This window comes from Paenibacillus sp. FSL M7-1046, assembly GCF_038007405.1.
In the GTDB taxonomy this organism is placed as follows: domain Bacteria; phylum Bacillota; class Bacilli; order Paenibacillales; family Paenibacillaceae; genus Paenibacillus_AQ.
Map to the genome: position 1 here is coordinate 485094 of NZ_JBBOXB010000001.1, position 18329 is coordinate 503422.

Consider the following 18329-nt stretch of genomic DNA (forward strand, 5'->3'; position numbering starts at 1 on the left):
TCTTAAATCTTTTGGGCTAATCACTATAAATGACGCCTTCTTCCTTTAGGGGAGTGGCGTCATTTATAACTTAATAATCATTTGTCTAGTGATGGCCCTGTCAATGTTCTACTTATTTATGTCCGTTTTTTCAATGACAGCGGACAAAAAGGCAAGCGCCAATCCTTGCCCCCATCCTTGTGCCCACTTCCTGTCAATATTCAGATAGCCGGAAAGATCATTCATAACAGCTGTACCGCCTGATACATTCAGTACACGCCCGTTATCAGCAATATTATCTAACAAACCTTGCAATGACCGGTTAACATATTGATAATGCAAAGGATTTCCCTGCATAACCATTGCCGCAGCAATCCCCGCTGTAGCTGATACCTCACCGTAGGCTCCAGGGTAATCGAGTACTGTACCCCAGAGTCCATCAGGTTTCTGGAGCTTTTTGACGGCAGCTAACTGGTCACGCAGTGAGCTGGAAATATGCATATACGGTGGATACAGGTAGGATTCTGGCAAAACCTTGTTTACTCTAGACATCGTATAGGCCGCCCAGGCGTTGGCGCGTGCCCAGTAAATACCAGACATATGGTCCTGCATAATATGATTGTATCCGTGATACCACAGGCTGGTGCCTTCATCCTGCAAATAGTTGATATGCCAGAAGAATTGATGAAGTGCATCTTCAATCAGCTTCTTCTCTCCAAGCAGCACACCTGCACGCAATTCAAAATATGCTGCCATAAAGAGAGTGTCTGCCCACGCCTGTTCCGGAAAATCATTTTTTTCTGATACAGTATGCTGGAACACCCGGTCTGCGAAACGCAAAGCCTTGTTATCCAAAAAGTCCAGCTTGCTTACGATAAGATCAAGAAACTTCTGTTCCTTGGTCTGTTCATACAGAGTTAGCAGCATATGACCCATGGCACAAGTGTTGACTGTCCATTGCGCCGGGAGTCCCGCCATAGAATATTCGTCACACCAGTCAGCCATTCGTTCAAGATAACGCTGCTCTCCTGTCACTTCAAATGCGCGACTGACTCCATAGTAGGCAACTCCGCAAGGCCAGTTCCAGGTCATATCCATGCCAAGCGTGTAATCAACCACGCTGTCTACAACCTTCTTGAGATTCACATCTGTCGTTTCTAATTTCAAAACGGTGTAATCCTCCTTTTAGCAAAACCCTCCTGAAAGGTGAGGTTCTACTGGTCCTCATTTATAGATTTCTAATTGAATAGTCCTGTATCAATTGCTTGCTGCTTCTCATCCAGAATTTCCTGGTAGCCTGCATCCAGATATGTTTTCTTAGCAGCCTCATAGACAGCGTCGAACTGATCTTCTGGAGCAAGAGCACACTTGATATACAGCTCTTGGAAAAGTGTGTTCAGGTCTGTCTTATACTCATTCACTTTTTCCAGCACAACACTGAACAGCGCATCCGGTGTACGGTACTCGGCAGTCTCTGCATAATTTTCGAGCATATCCTCAGCCAGATACTCGTAGCCTGGAGGCGCCCACTGACGAATATAGGCTTTGCGCGTTGTTTCTGGGTCGTCATACTGTACCATCTCAGTAATAAGCGCCCAATAGTCCTTGTTGTTATTTTGAGCCAGTACAGAGTCTCCCTTGAAATCCGAATTGACAACAGGGATTCCCTCAGTATCCAGCGTATAATTCTGGCCTTCAACACCGTTCTGCATAAAGAACAGGTTCTCCGGCTGGCTTAGCCAGTCTAAATACATCCACACGGCAATGCGCTCCAGATCCGTGGAATCATAGTTAATTCCCATAATAAGACCAAACGGCCAATAGGCCCGTGCCTGCGGTTTATAGCCTTCTGGTACCAATGACGCACGAGGCAATACGGCAAAATCAGCCTTCGGATCATTTTTCAGCGTTGCCTCAATGACATCTGTATTGTTGGTTAAATAAAGATTGAAAGTGCCCGTATTTCCGGCTACAAACTGTGCTTTGGTCTTTTCCGCATCACCACGCAGATAGAACTCTTTATCAATCAAACCGTTGTTGTATTGGTAATTCAGATTGCGCAAATACCGTTCTGTAGCAGGAGTCGTCAGATCCGCAACTCCCAGATCGGAGTAAAGAGCTCGTTCTTCTTTAATAATCGGCCAATCCCGGAAGTTATAGTTAAAGTTATAGTTGTTTTGCTTCAGGCCCTCAGCTCCTGTTCCGATACCGGCTTCTTTCCATTTCATAAGTAATTCATTGTATTTCTCCATGGAGGTGATATCCTCCACTTTCATTCCAACCTTCTCCACCCAGTCTTTGCGGATTAGAAGCACAGAATTATCTGCATCCGGACGGGCTGCGAAGAAGAAGGTATTCTTGCCATCGACTTGGCCATACTGCTTGATGGTATCTTGCATATTGTTCCAGTAAGCCGGAGCATAGTAAGCGATTTCATTAAGATCCAACTCTTGCATGACATCTTCACTATAGTAGGCCAGAGCCTGAGGCATATCATAGTGAAAAATTATATCTGGAGCATTGTGGGAAGCCAGCAGCTGCTCGTAATCTGTTACTTCACCTTTGCGTGTAATCGGAACAAATTTTACATTAATATTATATTTGTCACCGAATTCCTTCTGAATCCAACGTGTATAATAATTATCGGTCACATTCCAACCTTCGAAGGCACGCTCATAGACAGGAAGCTCAAGGGTGACCTTCTCGCTGAACCCTTTGGAATAATCAGCATATTCTCCTTCTGCAGCACTGTTTGTTTTGCTTTCTGAATTTGTAGGAGCAGCCGATTCTTTAGTGCCTGAGTTACTGCTTTTTGAGCTGTTGTTGTTCGAACAGGCAGCCAAGAGACTGCTTACCATCATTAACGCAAGTACAACAAGAGATACTTTCTTTAGATTCATTCAAATTCCCCCTACGATAATTTGCTTGATTTACTCCTTGATCGCTCCCAGCATAGAACCTTGAACAAAATATTTCTGGATAAACGGATACACACAGAGAATGGGCAGGGTGGCGAACACCACGCACGAGGCCTTCAGGATTTCAGGGTTGCTCAATGACACCTGCGTAGCTTCCAGTTGGAAGCTTTCACTCGCCTGGATAATCAGGTAATATAACTTAAGCTGTAAGGGCCGTAAATCCGTATTCTGCTTAATATAGAACAAAGCATCCTGATAGGAATTCCATCGACCCACGGCATAGAATAGGGACAGCGTCGCAATAATCGGTTTGGATAAGGGGAGCACAATGCTCCACAGTATCCGGAAGTGTCCGGCACCGTCAATTCGGGCTGACTCCTCGAGACTTATAGGAATAGTGTTCTTGAGTGCACTTTTCATAATAATCAGGTTAAACGAACTGAACGCCAGCGGCAAAATGAGTGACCATACGGTGTCCAGCATCCCCAGGTTATTGATCATCATATATTCGGGAATGATTCCCCCATGGAAAAACAACGGGAATGTAAATATCATTGTAAGTACCGCGCGCCATCTCAACTGCGGACGTGATAGGGCGTATGCTGCCAAAATGGTAATAACCATCCCAATAAGTGTGAACAGCACAGTTATAGTTACTGAAATATAGAAGGATCTGAGAATGCTTTGATCGGCAAATATTTTCTTATAAGCTTCTGTATTGAACCCCAGGGGCCACAAGAAAACCTTGTTGGCTATAACATACGCATCTTGGCTGAACGATTTTGCGACTACATGTACAAAAGGCAGCAAACAGATTAGAGAAAAGACAATAAGTGCAAATCCGATTAAAATCCCCCAGATATCAATCTGCTTTTTAGAGTGTACGGCCAATCCGCCGTTAAATGATTCCATGTTGCCCTCCTAAAATATTCCGTCTTCACCGAGCTTTTTGGCAACACGATCAGCCAGTAGTACCATTGTCAGCCCAATGATTGCCTGAAATAACCCGAGTGCCGTGGCGCGGCTAAAGTTGCCGCTTTCTATCCCCCAGCGATACACCAGTACCGGTATTGTCGTAGTGAACTCCGTTGTGGCTTTATTCTGAAGGGAATATATTCGCTCGAATGAGCCCTCCATTACTTTACCTAGGTTCATAATAAGCAAGGTGATAATGGTAAACCGGATCGAGGGAATTGTGATGTTCCACATTTTGCGAAACCGTCCTGCTCCATCAACAATAGCCGCCTCGTACAATTCCGGATTAATTCCGCTGATTGCTGCAAGATATAGAATAGTTCCCCACCCCATGCTATGCCAGACACCTATAAACAGATAGCTGAACAACCAGTGAGTATCCTCCTGCAGAAATGGAATTCTATTTCCTCCTAAGCCAGAAATCGCATTATTAATTGCACCGCTTCCTTCTCCAAGAAGCTGGTAGGCTATCGCACCGATAATAACCCAGGAGAGAAAGTGAGGCAGATACAGCAATGTCTGATTCACTCGTTTGAATTTTACATTTTTGATCTCATTAAGCATTAGTGCAAGAATAATGGGCATTGTAAAGCTGAAAACAAGATCGAGCAGATTCAGCATTACTGTATTGCGGAGCGCACGGGCAAAATCGGGTTTTGAGAAAATTTCACGGAATATCTCAAAACCAACCCAATCACTACCCCAGAAACCTTGCGCAATCTTATAGTCCTTAAAGGCGAGTATCAAACCGGTCAATGGAGCATATTTAAAGAGGATAACAAAGCACAATGGAATGACCAGAATCAGATATAGCTGCCAATCCTGCCGCAGGCTATTAGCAATGCTATGTTGTGATTTTAAACCCGGACTTTTCTTTTTTGTAGCGCTTTCAACTTTCACCTTTTTGCCTCCTTAACTGTAGACGTTCAGCTTACCCTGACGTCATTTGATTATCATACTCACCTCCAGTTAATGACATCTGATTTTCCTTAGAGTTTCTTAACTCCAGCCACCGCTGCTGTTTCAGAATCGGGTTTCGGCTTGTCGCAATCATCATATCCCTGCCTTTCACAGACCGTAAATCCTGAGTATTCGTTTAGACGTTCATTTTTGAGCATTAGGACGCCTATAACTGATTATTCAAATGAAAGGAGGCAATTCTGAGTCAAAAAAACAAAAGTGAACGTTTTCATTCCTCTTTTTCTTGGCTCAGGTCTGCGCTCTTTGCATGCTTAAATGCTTTATAACTGCCTGGAGACATTCCTTCATACTTTCGAAAAAAGCGATTCAAGCTTTGCACATTATAATAGCCTACCTGCTCTGCAACTTGGGTCATGGTTAGACGGGGCTCCTCCCACAGAATCTCCTTAGCCTTCTCGATGCGCAGCAGATTGGTGTAATCAATCAACGTTTTCCCTGTCAACTCATAGACAATTTTGCGCATATAAGAATAGCTGATGCCAATCTCTCTGGCTAAATCCTGAAAAACAATGTCTTCACAGAAATGTTCCTGAAGATATCCAATGATTCGTTCACCATAACTGTCCTGAGCACAAAAATGAGTGAGATACCGGCCGATTTCTGTAAAAAATCCGTTTAAATAGTCCTCCATTTCATCAAGAGTATCTATGGAGGCGATCGCACTGTAAATGTCCCTCCGGCCAGCAAATATACGTGCCGTATTGATGTTGTTCTCTCTAAGATATTTAATCGTTAAACCTATTAACTGGTTATAGATGAACAATATATTGTCGTAAGAGATGTACTCTGTTGATTGAATCTCTTGCCTGATGACCTGCAGCTCCTTCAAAATACTTGGAACATCCCCCGTTGTCAGATAGTTAACGATCCGTCTTTCGCTATTGGTAGGATACATGTATTTATTATCCTCATCAGCTTCTTTTGCCCAGAAAAAGATGCAACCGCTGCCTTCGGTCATCCTCTTTTTAATGACTTCCATCGCTTCACCGACCTGGTTTAAGACCCCGGAGCCAAATTCTCCTCGGCTGCTGACCCCGAGGGTTACTGTATGTCCAAAGACCTCTATGGCACTCTCCTGGATTGCACTCAGTGATGCCCTAAGCTCTGTAAGGCTGTGGTTGAAATCATCACAGCTGTCATTTATCACAATGACAAAACAGCCTTCCCCCTGATAGACTGTCCGCAGATGGACCATATCCGGGAATAGAGTATCGCATTGAGAGATAAATACGTAGCGATGATAGCTCCGTGCCTCTGGATTGGTCTGGCTGATATACTCTCTGTACTGATCAATGGAGACAATGACAACACTAAGATAGGGCAATGGAAACAGTTCATAAATCTGTTTGGTGACTTCTCCGCGTAACAGGTTGTGAACTGCAAGACTACGGGTATCGACTTCCCGCTCCTTCAGCAGGTTAAAAAGCTCTTCCTCTTCCTTTTGCATTCTCTTAAAAGCCGTATCCAGGAAGACCAGCTCATTTCTATTTGATACTCCGATGTTACTTCGTGTACGTACTGTTCTCGCCAACTCACGTACCGGTCTGGAAAACCAATTCGCAATTAAAAAAGTTAACACGGCACCTATAAAAATAATTATGACTGTAAGCAAAATTATGCTTCGTTGCAGCATATGCGCCTTTGTCATTAGATCATCCATTGAATAAATATTTACATTCCACCACCCGAGCTGTTCTGATCTTGACCAGGTGTACATTAACCGTTCACCGCCTGCATCATGAAAGGTGTAGCCCTCTTTAGCGTCATTCTGTACAATCTCTCCAATAAAAGGCTGCTGTTCACCATCAGTCAGCAGCAGACTCTTATCCGTATGAGATATAATCGTGCCGTCAGCCTCCATTAAAAAAGACCCCTGCTTACCTCCTCCTGAAGAGGTGAAGTGATCAGCGATATGACTTTCCTGGAGGTTGACCACAATTATTCCACGTGTAGGTGTCGACAGGCGGTTAAGTGGGAGCACATAGGATACTACGGTGTTTCCTGAATTCAACTTCCGGGGATACCATACTCCGCCAATCCCTTTCCTTCTGGCAAGAGCGTCCTCCATCCAGTCGATGGATTCATAGTGTTCAAGTGGAGTAATGCCCTTATCCGTTGAAATCACATAATCGGAATCTTTAAGATAGAAATAGGAAGAATAGACCCCTGCCGTTTTCTGATTCAGGCTTAGAAGCTCATGCTGGACAACAAGTGCATTGCTTACATTATCGTAATTGGCATTCAATTCATTATAAGTTTCGAAATAACGAATTAGATCAAATACCTTAGTTACGTTAAGACCCGCTACAACTTGTGACAAATTTTTCAGTGCTGTCTCATTCAGCCTCCTGTTCGCGTTTAGTTCTGCTAGTGAAGATTCTGCAATTACATTCTCTGAATTGTGCAAAATCTCTTTATCGCTATACCAGGTAAGTATGGTGATTGGAACAGCCATCACACAGAACAAAATCAGTGACATCTGAAGAATGATCGGCACTCGCTTCATGTATTCCACTCCTTTTCATAAAATCACAGTAATTATCTTAACTCCAAACCATTTTTAATGGCGCTTACATCTTTGAGCATTATTGTATAACAAAAAGATAGTATCATGATGAAATTCAGGCATGAATAGAAAAAGAGATAGCATCACTTGTAAAATTCGAGCTTGCCGCAGATAAAAGAAGAATAAAAAAGCAGCCTGCGTCAAGCAGACTACTTCACTTTAACCGTTATAGAAGTTTGCGGATCTGAACCGTTACTTTATCCCGCCGCCATCCCCTTTATTATCAAAAAATACCTGACTTTCTCCCTTCACTTCAACAGTTCTGCTATCTACACTGAGCCATACCGATGCTGCTCCCGGGTTCCAGACAAATTGGCCCGAGGCAGCAAACTTAAGCTGCCGGTATGCGCTTAGATAGTCGACAATCTCCATGTTGGTGGCATACCAGATATCCTCCCTTCCACCGGCCAGCCTGCAGAACTCTTCGATTACTTCCCAGTTATCATCCTGTTCGAACTCGTAGCTATGGCCCCAAACGTACATCATGTATAGATACTGCTGCTTGTTAAGCGAGAGGAATTTCCGCCCAAGCTCCAGCAGATTCTCCTTGTGATGACAAGTCGGCTTCCATTCGAAGAGATCCTCCGGCATAGTGAACTGTCCGGTGCTTGGAACCACTCTGGCATATTCAATGCCCAGATGCGGTAGCATCTCCTTGATCTCCCGGCTGTAGGATCCGTTGGGATAGGACATTCCGCGCACAGTATAACAAGTTAAAGCTTCCAGCCGTTCACGGTCTTCCAGAACCTCCCGGACTACCAGCTCCTTTGGACATCTGGCTATCGTAGGGTGCGTAACTGTATGAGCGGAAATTTCATGTCCCAGGTATAACTCTGCCGCTTCTTCCCCGGAGATCCGGTCCCCCTCACCAAGTAATCCTGAGTTAAGATGAAATGTCCCCTTGATTCTGTAATGGTTAAATATAGAGATCAGCCGCCTGTCGAATTCTCTGCCATCATCGTAGCTCATAGTCAGCACCTTATGTTTACCTTCCGGAAAAGCCATATATATCTTTGGCATTCCACTGCCTCCTCAGCTGATTATTAATTTCGATCATACCTGTCTAATACAAGATAGTTTTATCCAACTCGATATCCTCCTTTCTACAACTGATTTACATGTCCACCGTTGTCGTATCCTTCATCAGTGGAAAAATCGACGTGAAATTTTCGCGATGAATTTAACCTTTTAACTAGTTGTTCGGGAGTTATCGAAGTCTTGGGTGAAAAACCATCTGATTCAAGGTACGTTAACATCTGTTGTTTGAGATAGTTGGCTCCAGGATCGGATGGTTCAAGATTCAATGTACAGACGAGCAATCCACCTTTTCGAATACGTAATTCAAACAAACTTGCCTGCTTGCGTATCATTTTATAGCTGCTGACAACTTCTACAATGGGCTCGAACGGAATGTCCAAATCGTTAAAAACGACAGTACTTGCTCCTTCAATCATAGAAAAAAACTGCCAGTCGCAATATCCTTCATTCGGGAATGCGCTCATTATCGGATGCTCGTAAATAACTGTCGCATTATTCCCTTGAACCCGGCCTCCCGACATAATTTGATAGGTGGTGGCCAATGTAGGAAACGGTCCCCCTCCTAACAGCAGTACTCTTCCTCCATCAACCATGTAGCTTAAGAGATCGGGATCCAGTTCTCTCACAATCTTTATTTTGTTTGTCTGGCCGGGGTCGGATAAGCTAGGGAGCGTAAGGTCGGGAAACACCCAATAATCCCATTGGTTTGTAATCTCATATATGCCTCCCGACAATCGCGCCTGAAGTGTCAGGTGCTCAGCTGTCATACGGTGAGGGACGTCCACTTCTAGAGAATCTAGGTACGTCACCTTTCCATTGCAGACCTTATTTACTTCCTTCACTCCGCGGGAGTATACCACCTGTCGGTCATCGACCAGCTGCCAGTGCAGGGTCCCCTGTTCCATGTCGCAGCCACCATATAATGAAACTGACATCCTAACCGTCAGTCTTTCACCACTGCTTAAATTTCTATGTGTACCACCGTCGGTAAGGAGCACACTTTCTCCGTTATAATGAATCACATCTTGCTCGGTAATGCCTGCCTTTAACTCATAAAACTCATTAAGCAAACCAACGGCATAACCTGTCCGGTGCCAATGGCAGTCTATTGCTCCTAAAAGATCGTATCCTGATACATAGTCACTGCGGCGTGCCTGCTCAATGCTGTATTTAACAATTTGGTGCATCCATTTGCATGAGTTTTTATAATAAATTGGAGCGTTTTTAAGCAGTCCCATTTCATTTAGATAAGCACGCGCAGCGGAGAAGAGGCCTGGACCGGTGCGTGTACCTACATAGCGGTGTTCAAGATCTAGGTTGAGATAACTGTCGTTAATCCCCACCTCATGCATCAAACAAGGCTTATTCAATATCGATAGTCTTTGCTCCATCAGGCCATCATCCGTTGCCAGAGAGTGGTAGCTATAAATCGAACCATGAGGCGCATACACATCACTGAAAGTATCCAACCGGCTCAGCCTGGCTGCGTTATGAGGATACGGCTCCTGAACGTAGCCCGGAAGATTCTCGTCAAGGTCATACTCAACAGCACGAAGTCCTTCCATCGGATTAAACAGGCAATCCGGTGCAAGACGCTTGCAGTGTTGTCCCATATGCTCCAAATGAGCAAGCATGGGCTCATCCAATGCAACCTCATTGCCGCAGCAGTAAACAACAACGGAAGGATGTTTCCGGCAAGCAGCCAAAATATCAAGCCAGTCACACTCTTGAAAGCCGTTCGGCGCTTCTACTTGAAGCATCATTCCCAACTCGTCCGCAGCAACCAGACATTCCTCTTGCGGCGTCCAGGTATGGAATCGAATCCAATTGAAACCGAGCCGTTTTAGAATTTTAAAGGTATCCATATAAAAGGCTTGAGATGTCGGGACCGTACAGGTCTCTGGAAAATATGCATGGTCGGTTAATCCGCGAAGCAGCACTGGATCCCCATTTAATAACATCTTTCGTTCATGCGCTTCCATATATCTTAACCCGAAAGATTGCTCATGCTGATCCAGGACGCAGTCGCCATTATGCAGGGTGAACCTCAACTGATATAACCTTGGATGACGATCCGACCATTCTTCCAGTCCGTACACTTGCGTCGTCCATTGAGTCTGGGGATACTGAGCTTGGGTAGAACCTTTTGCAACGATCTGTCCGGTTAACGGATCTGCAATTTCCCAGTACATACTGACGGGTTTTTCCTCCGTGTTGTGTGAAATCCCGACCTCCCAGACAAGCTCAGTTCGTGCAGCGTTTGTCCTGATATAGCAATCCTTAATTCTCGATTTTCCGGTAACCTGCAAATAGACCGAACGTGTAATCCCTGCACTTTTGCCCATATATCCTCTAATACTACATCCGATCCGGTCCGTTCTTGTATTGGCTACCGCAATAATCAATTCGTTTGATCCTCCAGACAATAGAGCTTCATCTAGATTAAATTCAAACTCAGTCAAATGACCCAAATGATAACCAATAAAGTGACCATTCAACCAAGCCCACGCCTCCAGCGTTACCCCGCCGACGTGCAGCGTAACGGATTGCTTATTCCAATCTTTATCTGCCTTGAATTGCTTCTTGTACCAGCCAGCACCTACTAAAAAGGGAAGCGATGCATCCGGGGGCTTTGCTGCTCCCAATGGGAATGTCCCAATCGGTCTGTACTCCGGATTGAATTTACAGTCTCTTGACCAAAATTCAGCATATCTTAGTCGCTCCGTGTAATCATCCCAGTAACCCGGAACTGGCATTTTAACTTCGTACTCTTTATCTGACGGAAATTCAATCCGACTCATGTCAGGGGCCTGCTCTTGATATGCAAAATCCCATTCTCCATCTAATTGTATTGTTTTCCTAATTCCACTCAAATGCTTCACCCTCCAGTGAGTTTGTATAGTTCTAATTATAGAAGGAGGGTTGAAAAGTAGAATATTGGATAGTATGAAATACATGTCAAATAGTATGATAATATATAAGAAGGAAATTCAATAACATACTGAACCAAGACTTAGAATGCCCTACGGTTAAGAAATGAGTGATAGTTACGAATACTATAGACATGGTCATACTAAATGAATTGTCAGAGTATATCTCACTTCGCATGAAATCCTATTTTGAGCCTTCCCACGAGGGAAATTGGATCGAGCACAAAGCTCATATCGATTATGACCTTTGGTTCATTCAATCCGGTATCGTTAACATTACGATCGACGGTGTTATACATACTGCAAATCCAGGAGACGTTATCTTCTTGTATCCTGGTGTTCCCTACAGAGCATCAACCAGCGATATGGGATGCCGATTTATATACATCCATTTCGATTTTGAGATCGGCAAACAGCAACGCATTCTTAACGATTTCCCACTCTCGGGAGTCATATCGAAAGATATGATTCAAGAAGAATTTATTAGGTTGGGAAACGCCTTTTATCAATTAAAGCTGCTAACCAGCTTACCAGGCAATCGTTTATATTTGAAATCTTGCTTAATGGCCGTTATTGCGAAAATCATTGAACTCTACGGACAAGGCCAGTATATTGGCCAATTTCTGAACGAGAAAAAATTCAGAAAACCCACAACGAATCTGGATGTCTTAAAACCGGTATTCAATTACATTAATGACAATCTGCAAAAATCAATTAAAATGAATGAACTTGCAGCACTCGTAGGCATTTCCGAAAAATACTTCATTTCATATTTCAAGAAAGCTTTGGGCATTACTCCAGGACAATATATCTACCAAATTAAAATGAATCGGGCAAGAGAGTATCTATACTCAAAGAAATATACGGTTCAAGAAATATCTAACCTTCTAGGATATCCTGATCCATTTACGTTTTCGAAGGCTTTTAAAAAATACTACAATGTTCCCCCGTCAAAATTTGAGTAATGATTAGCTTCTCGTTTTCTTCAATACATTGCAGACCGATTAACCTGTTGTGAAATCCCCCACTCTATCACTCATCAACCGTTCTTATTATGTTAAATACCGCCTTCAATATTCGGGGCTCAAATCTTATAGATAGCGCCCATGCTGGGCGCACTAAAAGATCAGCCAGAGCGTTATGGCTGATCTAATAATACAAAAGGCATCTCACATTTCTAAGCTGTTCAACTAATTGGCTCCCTTCAACTCTACCTTACCACTCTCTAATTCTTAAAAAACGGCGCCAGAATAAGCTTCGCCAGCTCAGCTGCATGCGGTTCCTCCTCGATGCAGCTGAAATGATTGCCTTCTATCTCCGTAACCTCGAAATCGCCAATACACAGTTCCTGCCAAAAATCGAGCGTCATTTGCCCGGTGCCCGGCAAAAAAGTGAACGGCTCCTTGGCCAGCAAAAACCGGATATCCCCGACATAAGGCGGCGGAGTAAATTGCGCGGCCTTGAAACTCTGGCGGTAAAGCCTGAACAGCCCCTCGGCCATTTCGGCCGGCATCCGCTCTCCGGTCGTCCGTGCCACAGCATCGACATAAGCGGCGAACCGTTCTCTCAGGCTGAGCGCGGACAACGTGCGGAACAGCCGTCCGGTCCGCTCCAGCCCATCGTCTCCGCCAAGACTGCAAGCGGAGCCCTCCGGTATCGTCCTGTTGTTATGCTCATAAATATGGAGCAGCCCGCGCGTAAGCTCCTCCGGATGAACATCGCCAAAGCCCACTCCGGTAAATGAAATATTCATATTCGGTACAAACAGCGATTCAATAACAAGCTCATCATCAATGGCAAACCGCACAGGATGGCTGTCGATCAGCACAAGATCGGCTACGCGCACACCTTTTTCCACCAGACGCCGCGCTACCTCTACCGCAATCAGCCCGCCGAGGCAGTAACCGACGAGCTGCATCTCCCGATGCCCCGTATCTATCAACTGCGCAGCATAATCTTCGGCAATCTGTTCGATGAGCTCTGAGGGCTCATGCGCGCAAAATTGCTCCGTATCCGCAACTGTTATGCCGATAATCGGTCCAGCCTCCTGCGCCTTCATATGCTCAAGCAGGAAACGGAAGCAGTTCATTGTCCCAAGCCCGGCATGGAAAACAACGCGCAGCGGTCCGTCTTCCCCGCCTCCGTATGGCGTCAGCACCGCGTTGCTGCCCCGGCCCGTTCCGGCGGCAGTACTCGTCTCGGCTTGCCCGGAGTAACCCGCTTCACGGCTAGGCCCCGTCAGCGCATTACTCGGCAGCCACTCCGCCTCCAGGCTGCGCTCGCGGATAAACGCCACAAGTGCCACAATCGTCGGATGATTGAGCATTTGCCGAAGGAGCGTGTCAAACGGGATGGCCGCATGCCGGCCGCCCGCAGCCAAAGCATCGCGAAGCTTGCCTGCCACCTGGGCCATAATAAGCGAATCGGCCCCGAACGTATAGAAGCTTTGCGTTCTGCCAATGGCGGGCACGCCGAGCGCATCCGCCCAGAGTGCGGAAAGCTGTGCCTCCAGCTCATCTGCGCCCTGCACTTCGGCTTCCGCTACAACGTGCTCTGCGGCCGGCTTGGGCCGCCAGGCCGCCAGCTCGCGGCGGTCCACCTTGCCGTTCGCTGTAAGCGGGAGTGCATCGGCAATTTGTAAGTGGGACGGCAGCATTGCCGCCGGGAGCCGCTGAGCCAGAAAATCGTTCAGCTCCGCTGCCGTCACGGCAGCTCTGTGCTGCTTGAAGCGCCTCGCATACAAATGGAAGCCAAGCGCTTCAAGGCGATCTCCCTCCCCGGGCAGCACCAGCACCCCTTCGTCGCCGTACTCTCTCAGCAGGTGCAGCCACTCGCCGCGCTCCAGATAGGACGAATGCCCGCGTAGCTTGTCCCCCGGCTCCATCATCATAAAGGCCTGCGAGGCCAAAATCCAGGCGTGCTCACCAGTCGGCTCGGTGAAAATAAACCAGCCGCCGGGACAGATCAGCTCCGACACCCGGAGCATGCTGGCCGGAATATCCTTGGCGTTCTCCAGCACACCGGCCGCAAGCACAACATCGAAGCTGTTAGGAGCAAAACCTTGCCCGCGGCAGTCCTGGTCGATGTCTAGCAGACCGAAGCGCAGGCCCGCCCGGCTTCCGAAACGCGCTTTGGCGCCCGGGATAAAAAAGGATGAAACATCGGTGAACGTATACTCCGCCTCGACGCCATCAAGGGCGGCGAGCGCATGCTCCGTTGTCGCGCCCGTTCCGGCGCCGATCTCCAGCACCCGCAGCTTACGACCCGTATGTTTCCCGGCAATCCGCTTCAGCAAGCTGCTGATGCCGCGATTGAGATAGCCGGCCATCAGATGGTCAACATACAGGGAGCGGACAAAATCATCGCGCCCTTCCGGGAACAGCAGCTCAACCGGGTCCTGCGTACCAAGCAGCAGTTCCGGAAGCCGGTCCGCGCTGCTCCGCACATAAGCAACGAAGCCCGCCGAGCTCAGCTTGCCTGTCCAAGCCGCTTCCGCCTGCTGCCACTGCTCGGCCAGCCGGTCCGGCTCCGGCCCCCGCGGGCAGGTGTACTGCCGTTCGCCATGAACGGCGAGCAGCCCGGCGTCCGTCAGCCGCGCTGCCCAACGCCTCACAAGCCAATGATGCGCGGGAGCGATGCCGGCCCGCTGCAGCCACGCTTCCAGATCCGCCGGTTCCCCGCCGGCAAACAGGCCCAGCGTATGCAGCGCCCGCAGCATAGAGCCGTACACGGCTTGATCCAGCTTCTCCACCGCTGCCTCCAGCTCGGCTCGATCCGGGGCGGCGGAATCCGCCACGCTGGCGATGCCACTCGTCAGCTTGGCAAAGGATTCTTGATTTGCTTTTAAGTTCACCGCTTGCTCCCTTGCCGGCTCGACGACAGCGAGCAGCGCTTTGTCCTCTCCCGCTCCGTCAACAACGACGGCGGCCGCAGCCACAGCAGGATGCTTGAGCAACACGGCTTCGATCTCGCCAAGCTCGATCCGGTGTCCTCTGATTTTGACCTGATGGTCCTCGCGCCCAAGAAACTCCAACTCGCCGCCGGGCATGTAGCGCCCCAAATCGCCGGTGCGATAGAGGCGCTGCCCGTCCTCAGGATGGAAAATGAAGCGGCTTGCCGTTTTTTCACAATCACCCAAATACCCCTCGGCCAAGCCGCGACCGCCGATATACAGCTCACCTGGCGTCCATACCGGGCAGTCTCGCATTTGCTCGTCAAGCACCCGGAAGCTTTGATTCGCCAGCGGTTTGCCGTAGGGAATACTTTCCCATCCCGGCTGAAGCCCTTGGTACACATGGCAGTTCGACCAGATCGCCGCCTCTGTTGCACCTCCAAGAGCAACCGTCTGCACGGAAGGCAGACGCAGCAGCATATTATCCGGCAACGAAAGCGGAATCCAGTCGCCGGACAGCAGCGCCAAGCGCAGCTTTGGCAGCCGGATGCCCGGCTCGGACTGTAAATAGCCCATCATCATCTGCATCGGAGCCGGTGCGGAATTCCAAATCGTAACGTCGTGCCGCGCCATGCATTGCGCCCACTGCGACGGATCAGCCAAGCCGTCATCCGGCGGATACACGAGAGTTCCCCCAACGGACAACGGTCCAAACAGGTCGAAGACGGACAAGTCGAAGCCGAGCTGCGCCAGAGCAAGCACACGGTCGTTCTCGCCGATTGCAAAGCGGCGATTGATGTCCGTTATCGTGTTGGCGGCGGCGCGGTGGCTGACGACGACCCCCTTTGGTTCCCCGGTGGAACCTGATGTATAAATGACATAAGCAGGCAGATCAGGATCAAGGCATCTGTCCCCCTCACCAGACAGCGTCACTTCCGGATGCGGCGTCAACCGGTCAACCTCAATGGCGGATACGCCCTCCGGCCATCGCAAATTCATTTGCGAGTGCGTCAGAATGAAGCGGATGCCCGCCTGCTCCAGCATTGCCCGGCGGCGCAGCTCCGGCTGCTTCATATCCAGCGGCACATAGACGGCGCCTGCCAGCATCACACCGAGCACCGCCGCGGCCTGATGAATGCTTTTGTCCATCACGATCGCCACATGCTCTCCTGCAACGCATCCGGATGACTTCAACCGCCGCGCCGCCGCCGCCGCGCGTTCTGCCAGTTCCCGGTATGTTGCCGATTCCCCGCCGTCAATTACCGCAATGCGGCCAGGCGCCGTCCGGGCCTGCGCCAGCACCGCCTCATGCAGCTGCCGCTCCGGCAAAGGGTACTGCACGGTGTTCACTTGCCGCCGTTCCTCAAGCTGCCACTGCGGCAGTTCCACCGCTTCGGTGGCGTACAAGAGGTAATCGCCATGAGCGAGCCCTTGCAGCAGCTTGCTGAAGCTGTCAAACATATCGTCGATCATGCCATCCGGAAACACGCCCTCACGCACATCCCAATTGACCTGCAAGCCGTGGCGGTTGTCCATCGCTTGGCAATCAATGAACACCTGCGGTGTTTGGCTGATGCCATAGCCGCCGATTGTGCCTTCAAGCCGCCCTTCTTCACCGCTTTCAACCAAACCGATGGAGCTGGTAAACACGATCGGCATCAAAGCGGCTTCCCTGCCCCGCCGGCGGGCCATTTCCCGCATCACCTCGACCCCGGTGAACAAGCGATGGTCCAAATCCTCGAACAGCTGCTTTTGCAGCGCTTTCGCCTGTTCGACAAACGGCTTGCCTTCGCCCCATTCGACCGCTAGCAGATTTACCGACGTGAAATCACCGACAATGTGCCGGATTTTCGGATGCAACGGCAACCGGTTAAGCATTGTCAAATTGAGACAGAACGAACGGCTGCGGCTCCATCGCTTCAATACGGCCGCATAGGCGGTCATGACGACTGCAGTCGGCGTCAGCCCCTGTTTCTGCGCCTGCCGCTTGAGCATCGCCCACTCCTGCGCATCCAGCTTCAGAAGGCGGCGCCGGAAGCGGGCCTCTTTTTCATCTCCCTGCCGCTTAACCAGCGGCAAGTCGGGGGCAGTCGGGAGCTCACCCACACGCTCCAGCCAGTAAGCACGATCTCCCGCATAAGCCGGGGTATCGCACAAAGAACGCTCGGCGAGCACATAGTCGCGGAAGCTCAGCTCAAGTTCGGGCAAACTTCCCTCTGCCCCGCCCTCCGCTATCTTCGTTTCGCCAAGGGCTGTTGCGGCTCCGGGATGATGATCACCTTGCTTGTAAATCGCCTCAAACTCGGCCAGCAACAGCCAAATACTCATCCAATCGGCAATCAAAAAATCCATGGAAACATGCAATATCGCGCCATCCCCCGTGTTGGTCACAGCCAGGTCAAACAAGGGCCACTTGGCCGCATCGTAAATGCGATGGCCCATGTCCTGGCGAATGGAATCCAGCCGTTTCGCCGACAGGTCCTTATCCTTCCAAGCGCCAATATCGGTATAGGGCACCTTTAGCAGCGCCACACTTTCGCTAACGCGCTGCTGACCGTTTTCGTCTATGGTCGCCCTGAGCATGTCATGGCGGGATACCAGCTGGTTCCAGACCGCCTCTGTCCGTTTACCATCAAGCTGCGGGTAACACACCTCCAAATAGACATGGCAGGCTACGCCGCCATAGTCAAACAAATGCTGGCGGCCAAGCAGGTAGGCTGACTGCACATCAGTGAGCGGAAACGGTTCAAATCGCGCCGACTGATCCACAGCGATCGACGCCGGGCCTGCATGGGCAACCGCTGTTGCCAGCGTCTCTTCTTCTTCAACTGCCGAAGCCGCTGCGGCCTCGGCACGCAATACCTCAAGCAGTTCCGACTTATATTGTCTGAGCAGATTCTTGTGCATATCGGTCAATTGCCCTTTGGGCGCGCGAAAGCGCAGACCGCCCTGTTCCTCCCACACGGTAACCCCGTCCCGGCGTAGCTGTTCCAGCTGTTCTGCCGCCTGCAACGACAATGGTTGCGACATCATAACCCCTCCTCTTCCCC

The 18329-nt window shown here is 48.9% G+C and carries 9 protein-coding genes; 1 reads left to right on the top strand and 8 read right to left on the bottom strand.

Features of this window, described 5'->3' with window-relative positions:
- Positions 1–108: 108 nt before the first annotated feature.
- The 7 genes from NYE29_RS01845 to NYE29_RS01875 all read right to left on the bottom strand — a co-directional run bounded on the left by NYE29_RS01845 (position 109) and on the right by NYE29_RS01875 (position 11330).
- On the bottom strand, positions 109–1146 hold the full coding sequence (locus NYE29_RS01845; protein ID WP_340894073.1) for a glycoside hydrolase family 88/105 protein: 1038 nt from the start codon (positions 1144–1146) through the stop codon (positions 109–111).
- 71 nt (positions 1147–1217) lie between these two features.
- Positions 1218–2879 carry an ABC transporter substrate-binding protein gene (locus NYE29_RS01850; protein ID WP_340894075.1) on the bottom strand — a complete coding sequence of 554 codons (1662 nt, stop codon included), beginning with the start codon at positions 2877–2879 and terminating at the stop codon, positions 1218–1220.
- Between the two features lie 30 nt (positions 2880–2909).
- Positions 2910–3809, bottom strand: coding sequence for a carbohydrate ABC transporter permease (locus NYE29_RS01855; protein WP_340894077.1), 900 nt, complete (start codon positions 3807–3809; stop codon positions 2910–2912).
- Positions 3810–3818: 9 nt separating this feature from the next.
- The gene (locus tag NYE29_RS01860) at positions 3819–4772 is read right to left on the bottom strand and encodes an ABC transporter permease (RefSeq protein ID WP_445322147.1); all 954 of its coding nucleotides are present in this window, start codon (positions 4770–4772) and stop codon (positions 3819–3821) included.
- 289 nt (positions 4773–5061) lie between these two features.
- Complete coding sequence (locus tag NYE29_RS01865) at positions 5062–7359, bottom strand: AraC family transcriptional regulator (protein WP_340894078.1); 2298 nt, start codon at positions 7357–7359, stop codon at positions 5062–5064.
- Positions 7360–7611: 252 nt separating this feature from the next.
- Positions 7612–8439 (bottom strand): polysaccharide deacetylase family protein, encoded by an 828-nt coding sequence (locus tag NYE29_RS01870; protein WP_340894079.1) that lies wholly within the window; start codon positions 8437–8439, stop codon positions 7612–7614.
- Positions 8440–8522: 83 nt separating this feature from the next.
- Entirely contained in the window at positions 8523–11330 is a 2808-nt protein-coding gene (locus NYE29_RS01875; protein WP_340894080.1) for a sugar-binding domain-containing protein, read from the bottom strand.
- Positions 11331–11539: 209 nt separating this feature from the next.
- On the opposite strand from NYE29_RS01875, the gene NYE29_RS01880 reads away from it, so the two are divergent.
- Positions 11540–12352, top strand: coding sequence for an AraC family transcriptional regulator (locus NYE29_RS01880; RefSeq protein ID WP_340894081.1), 813 nt, complete (start codon positions 11540–11542; stop codon positions 12350–12352).
- A 260-nt stretch (positions 12353–12612) separates the two neighbouring features.
- On the opposite strand, the gene NYE29_RS01885 is transcribed toward NYE29_RS01880, so the two are convergent.
- The gene (locus NYE29_RS01885; protein WP_340894082.1) at positions 12613–18309 is read right to left on the bottom strand and encodes a non-ribosomal peptide synthetase; all 5697 of its coding nucleotides are present in this window, start codon (positions 18307–18309) and stop codon (positions 12613–12615) included.
- Between the last annotated feature and the right edge of the window lie 20 nt (positions 18310–18329).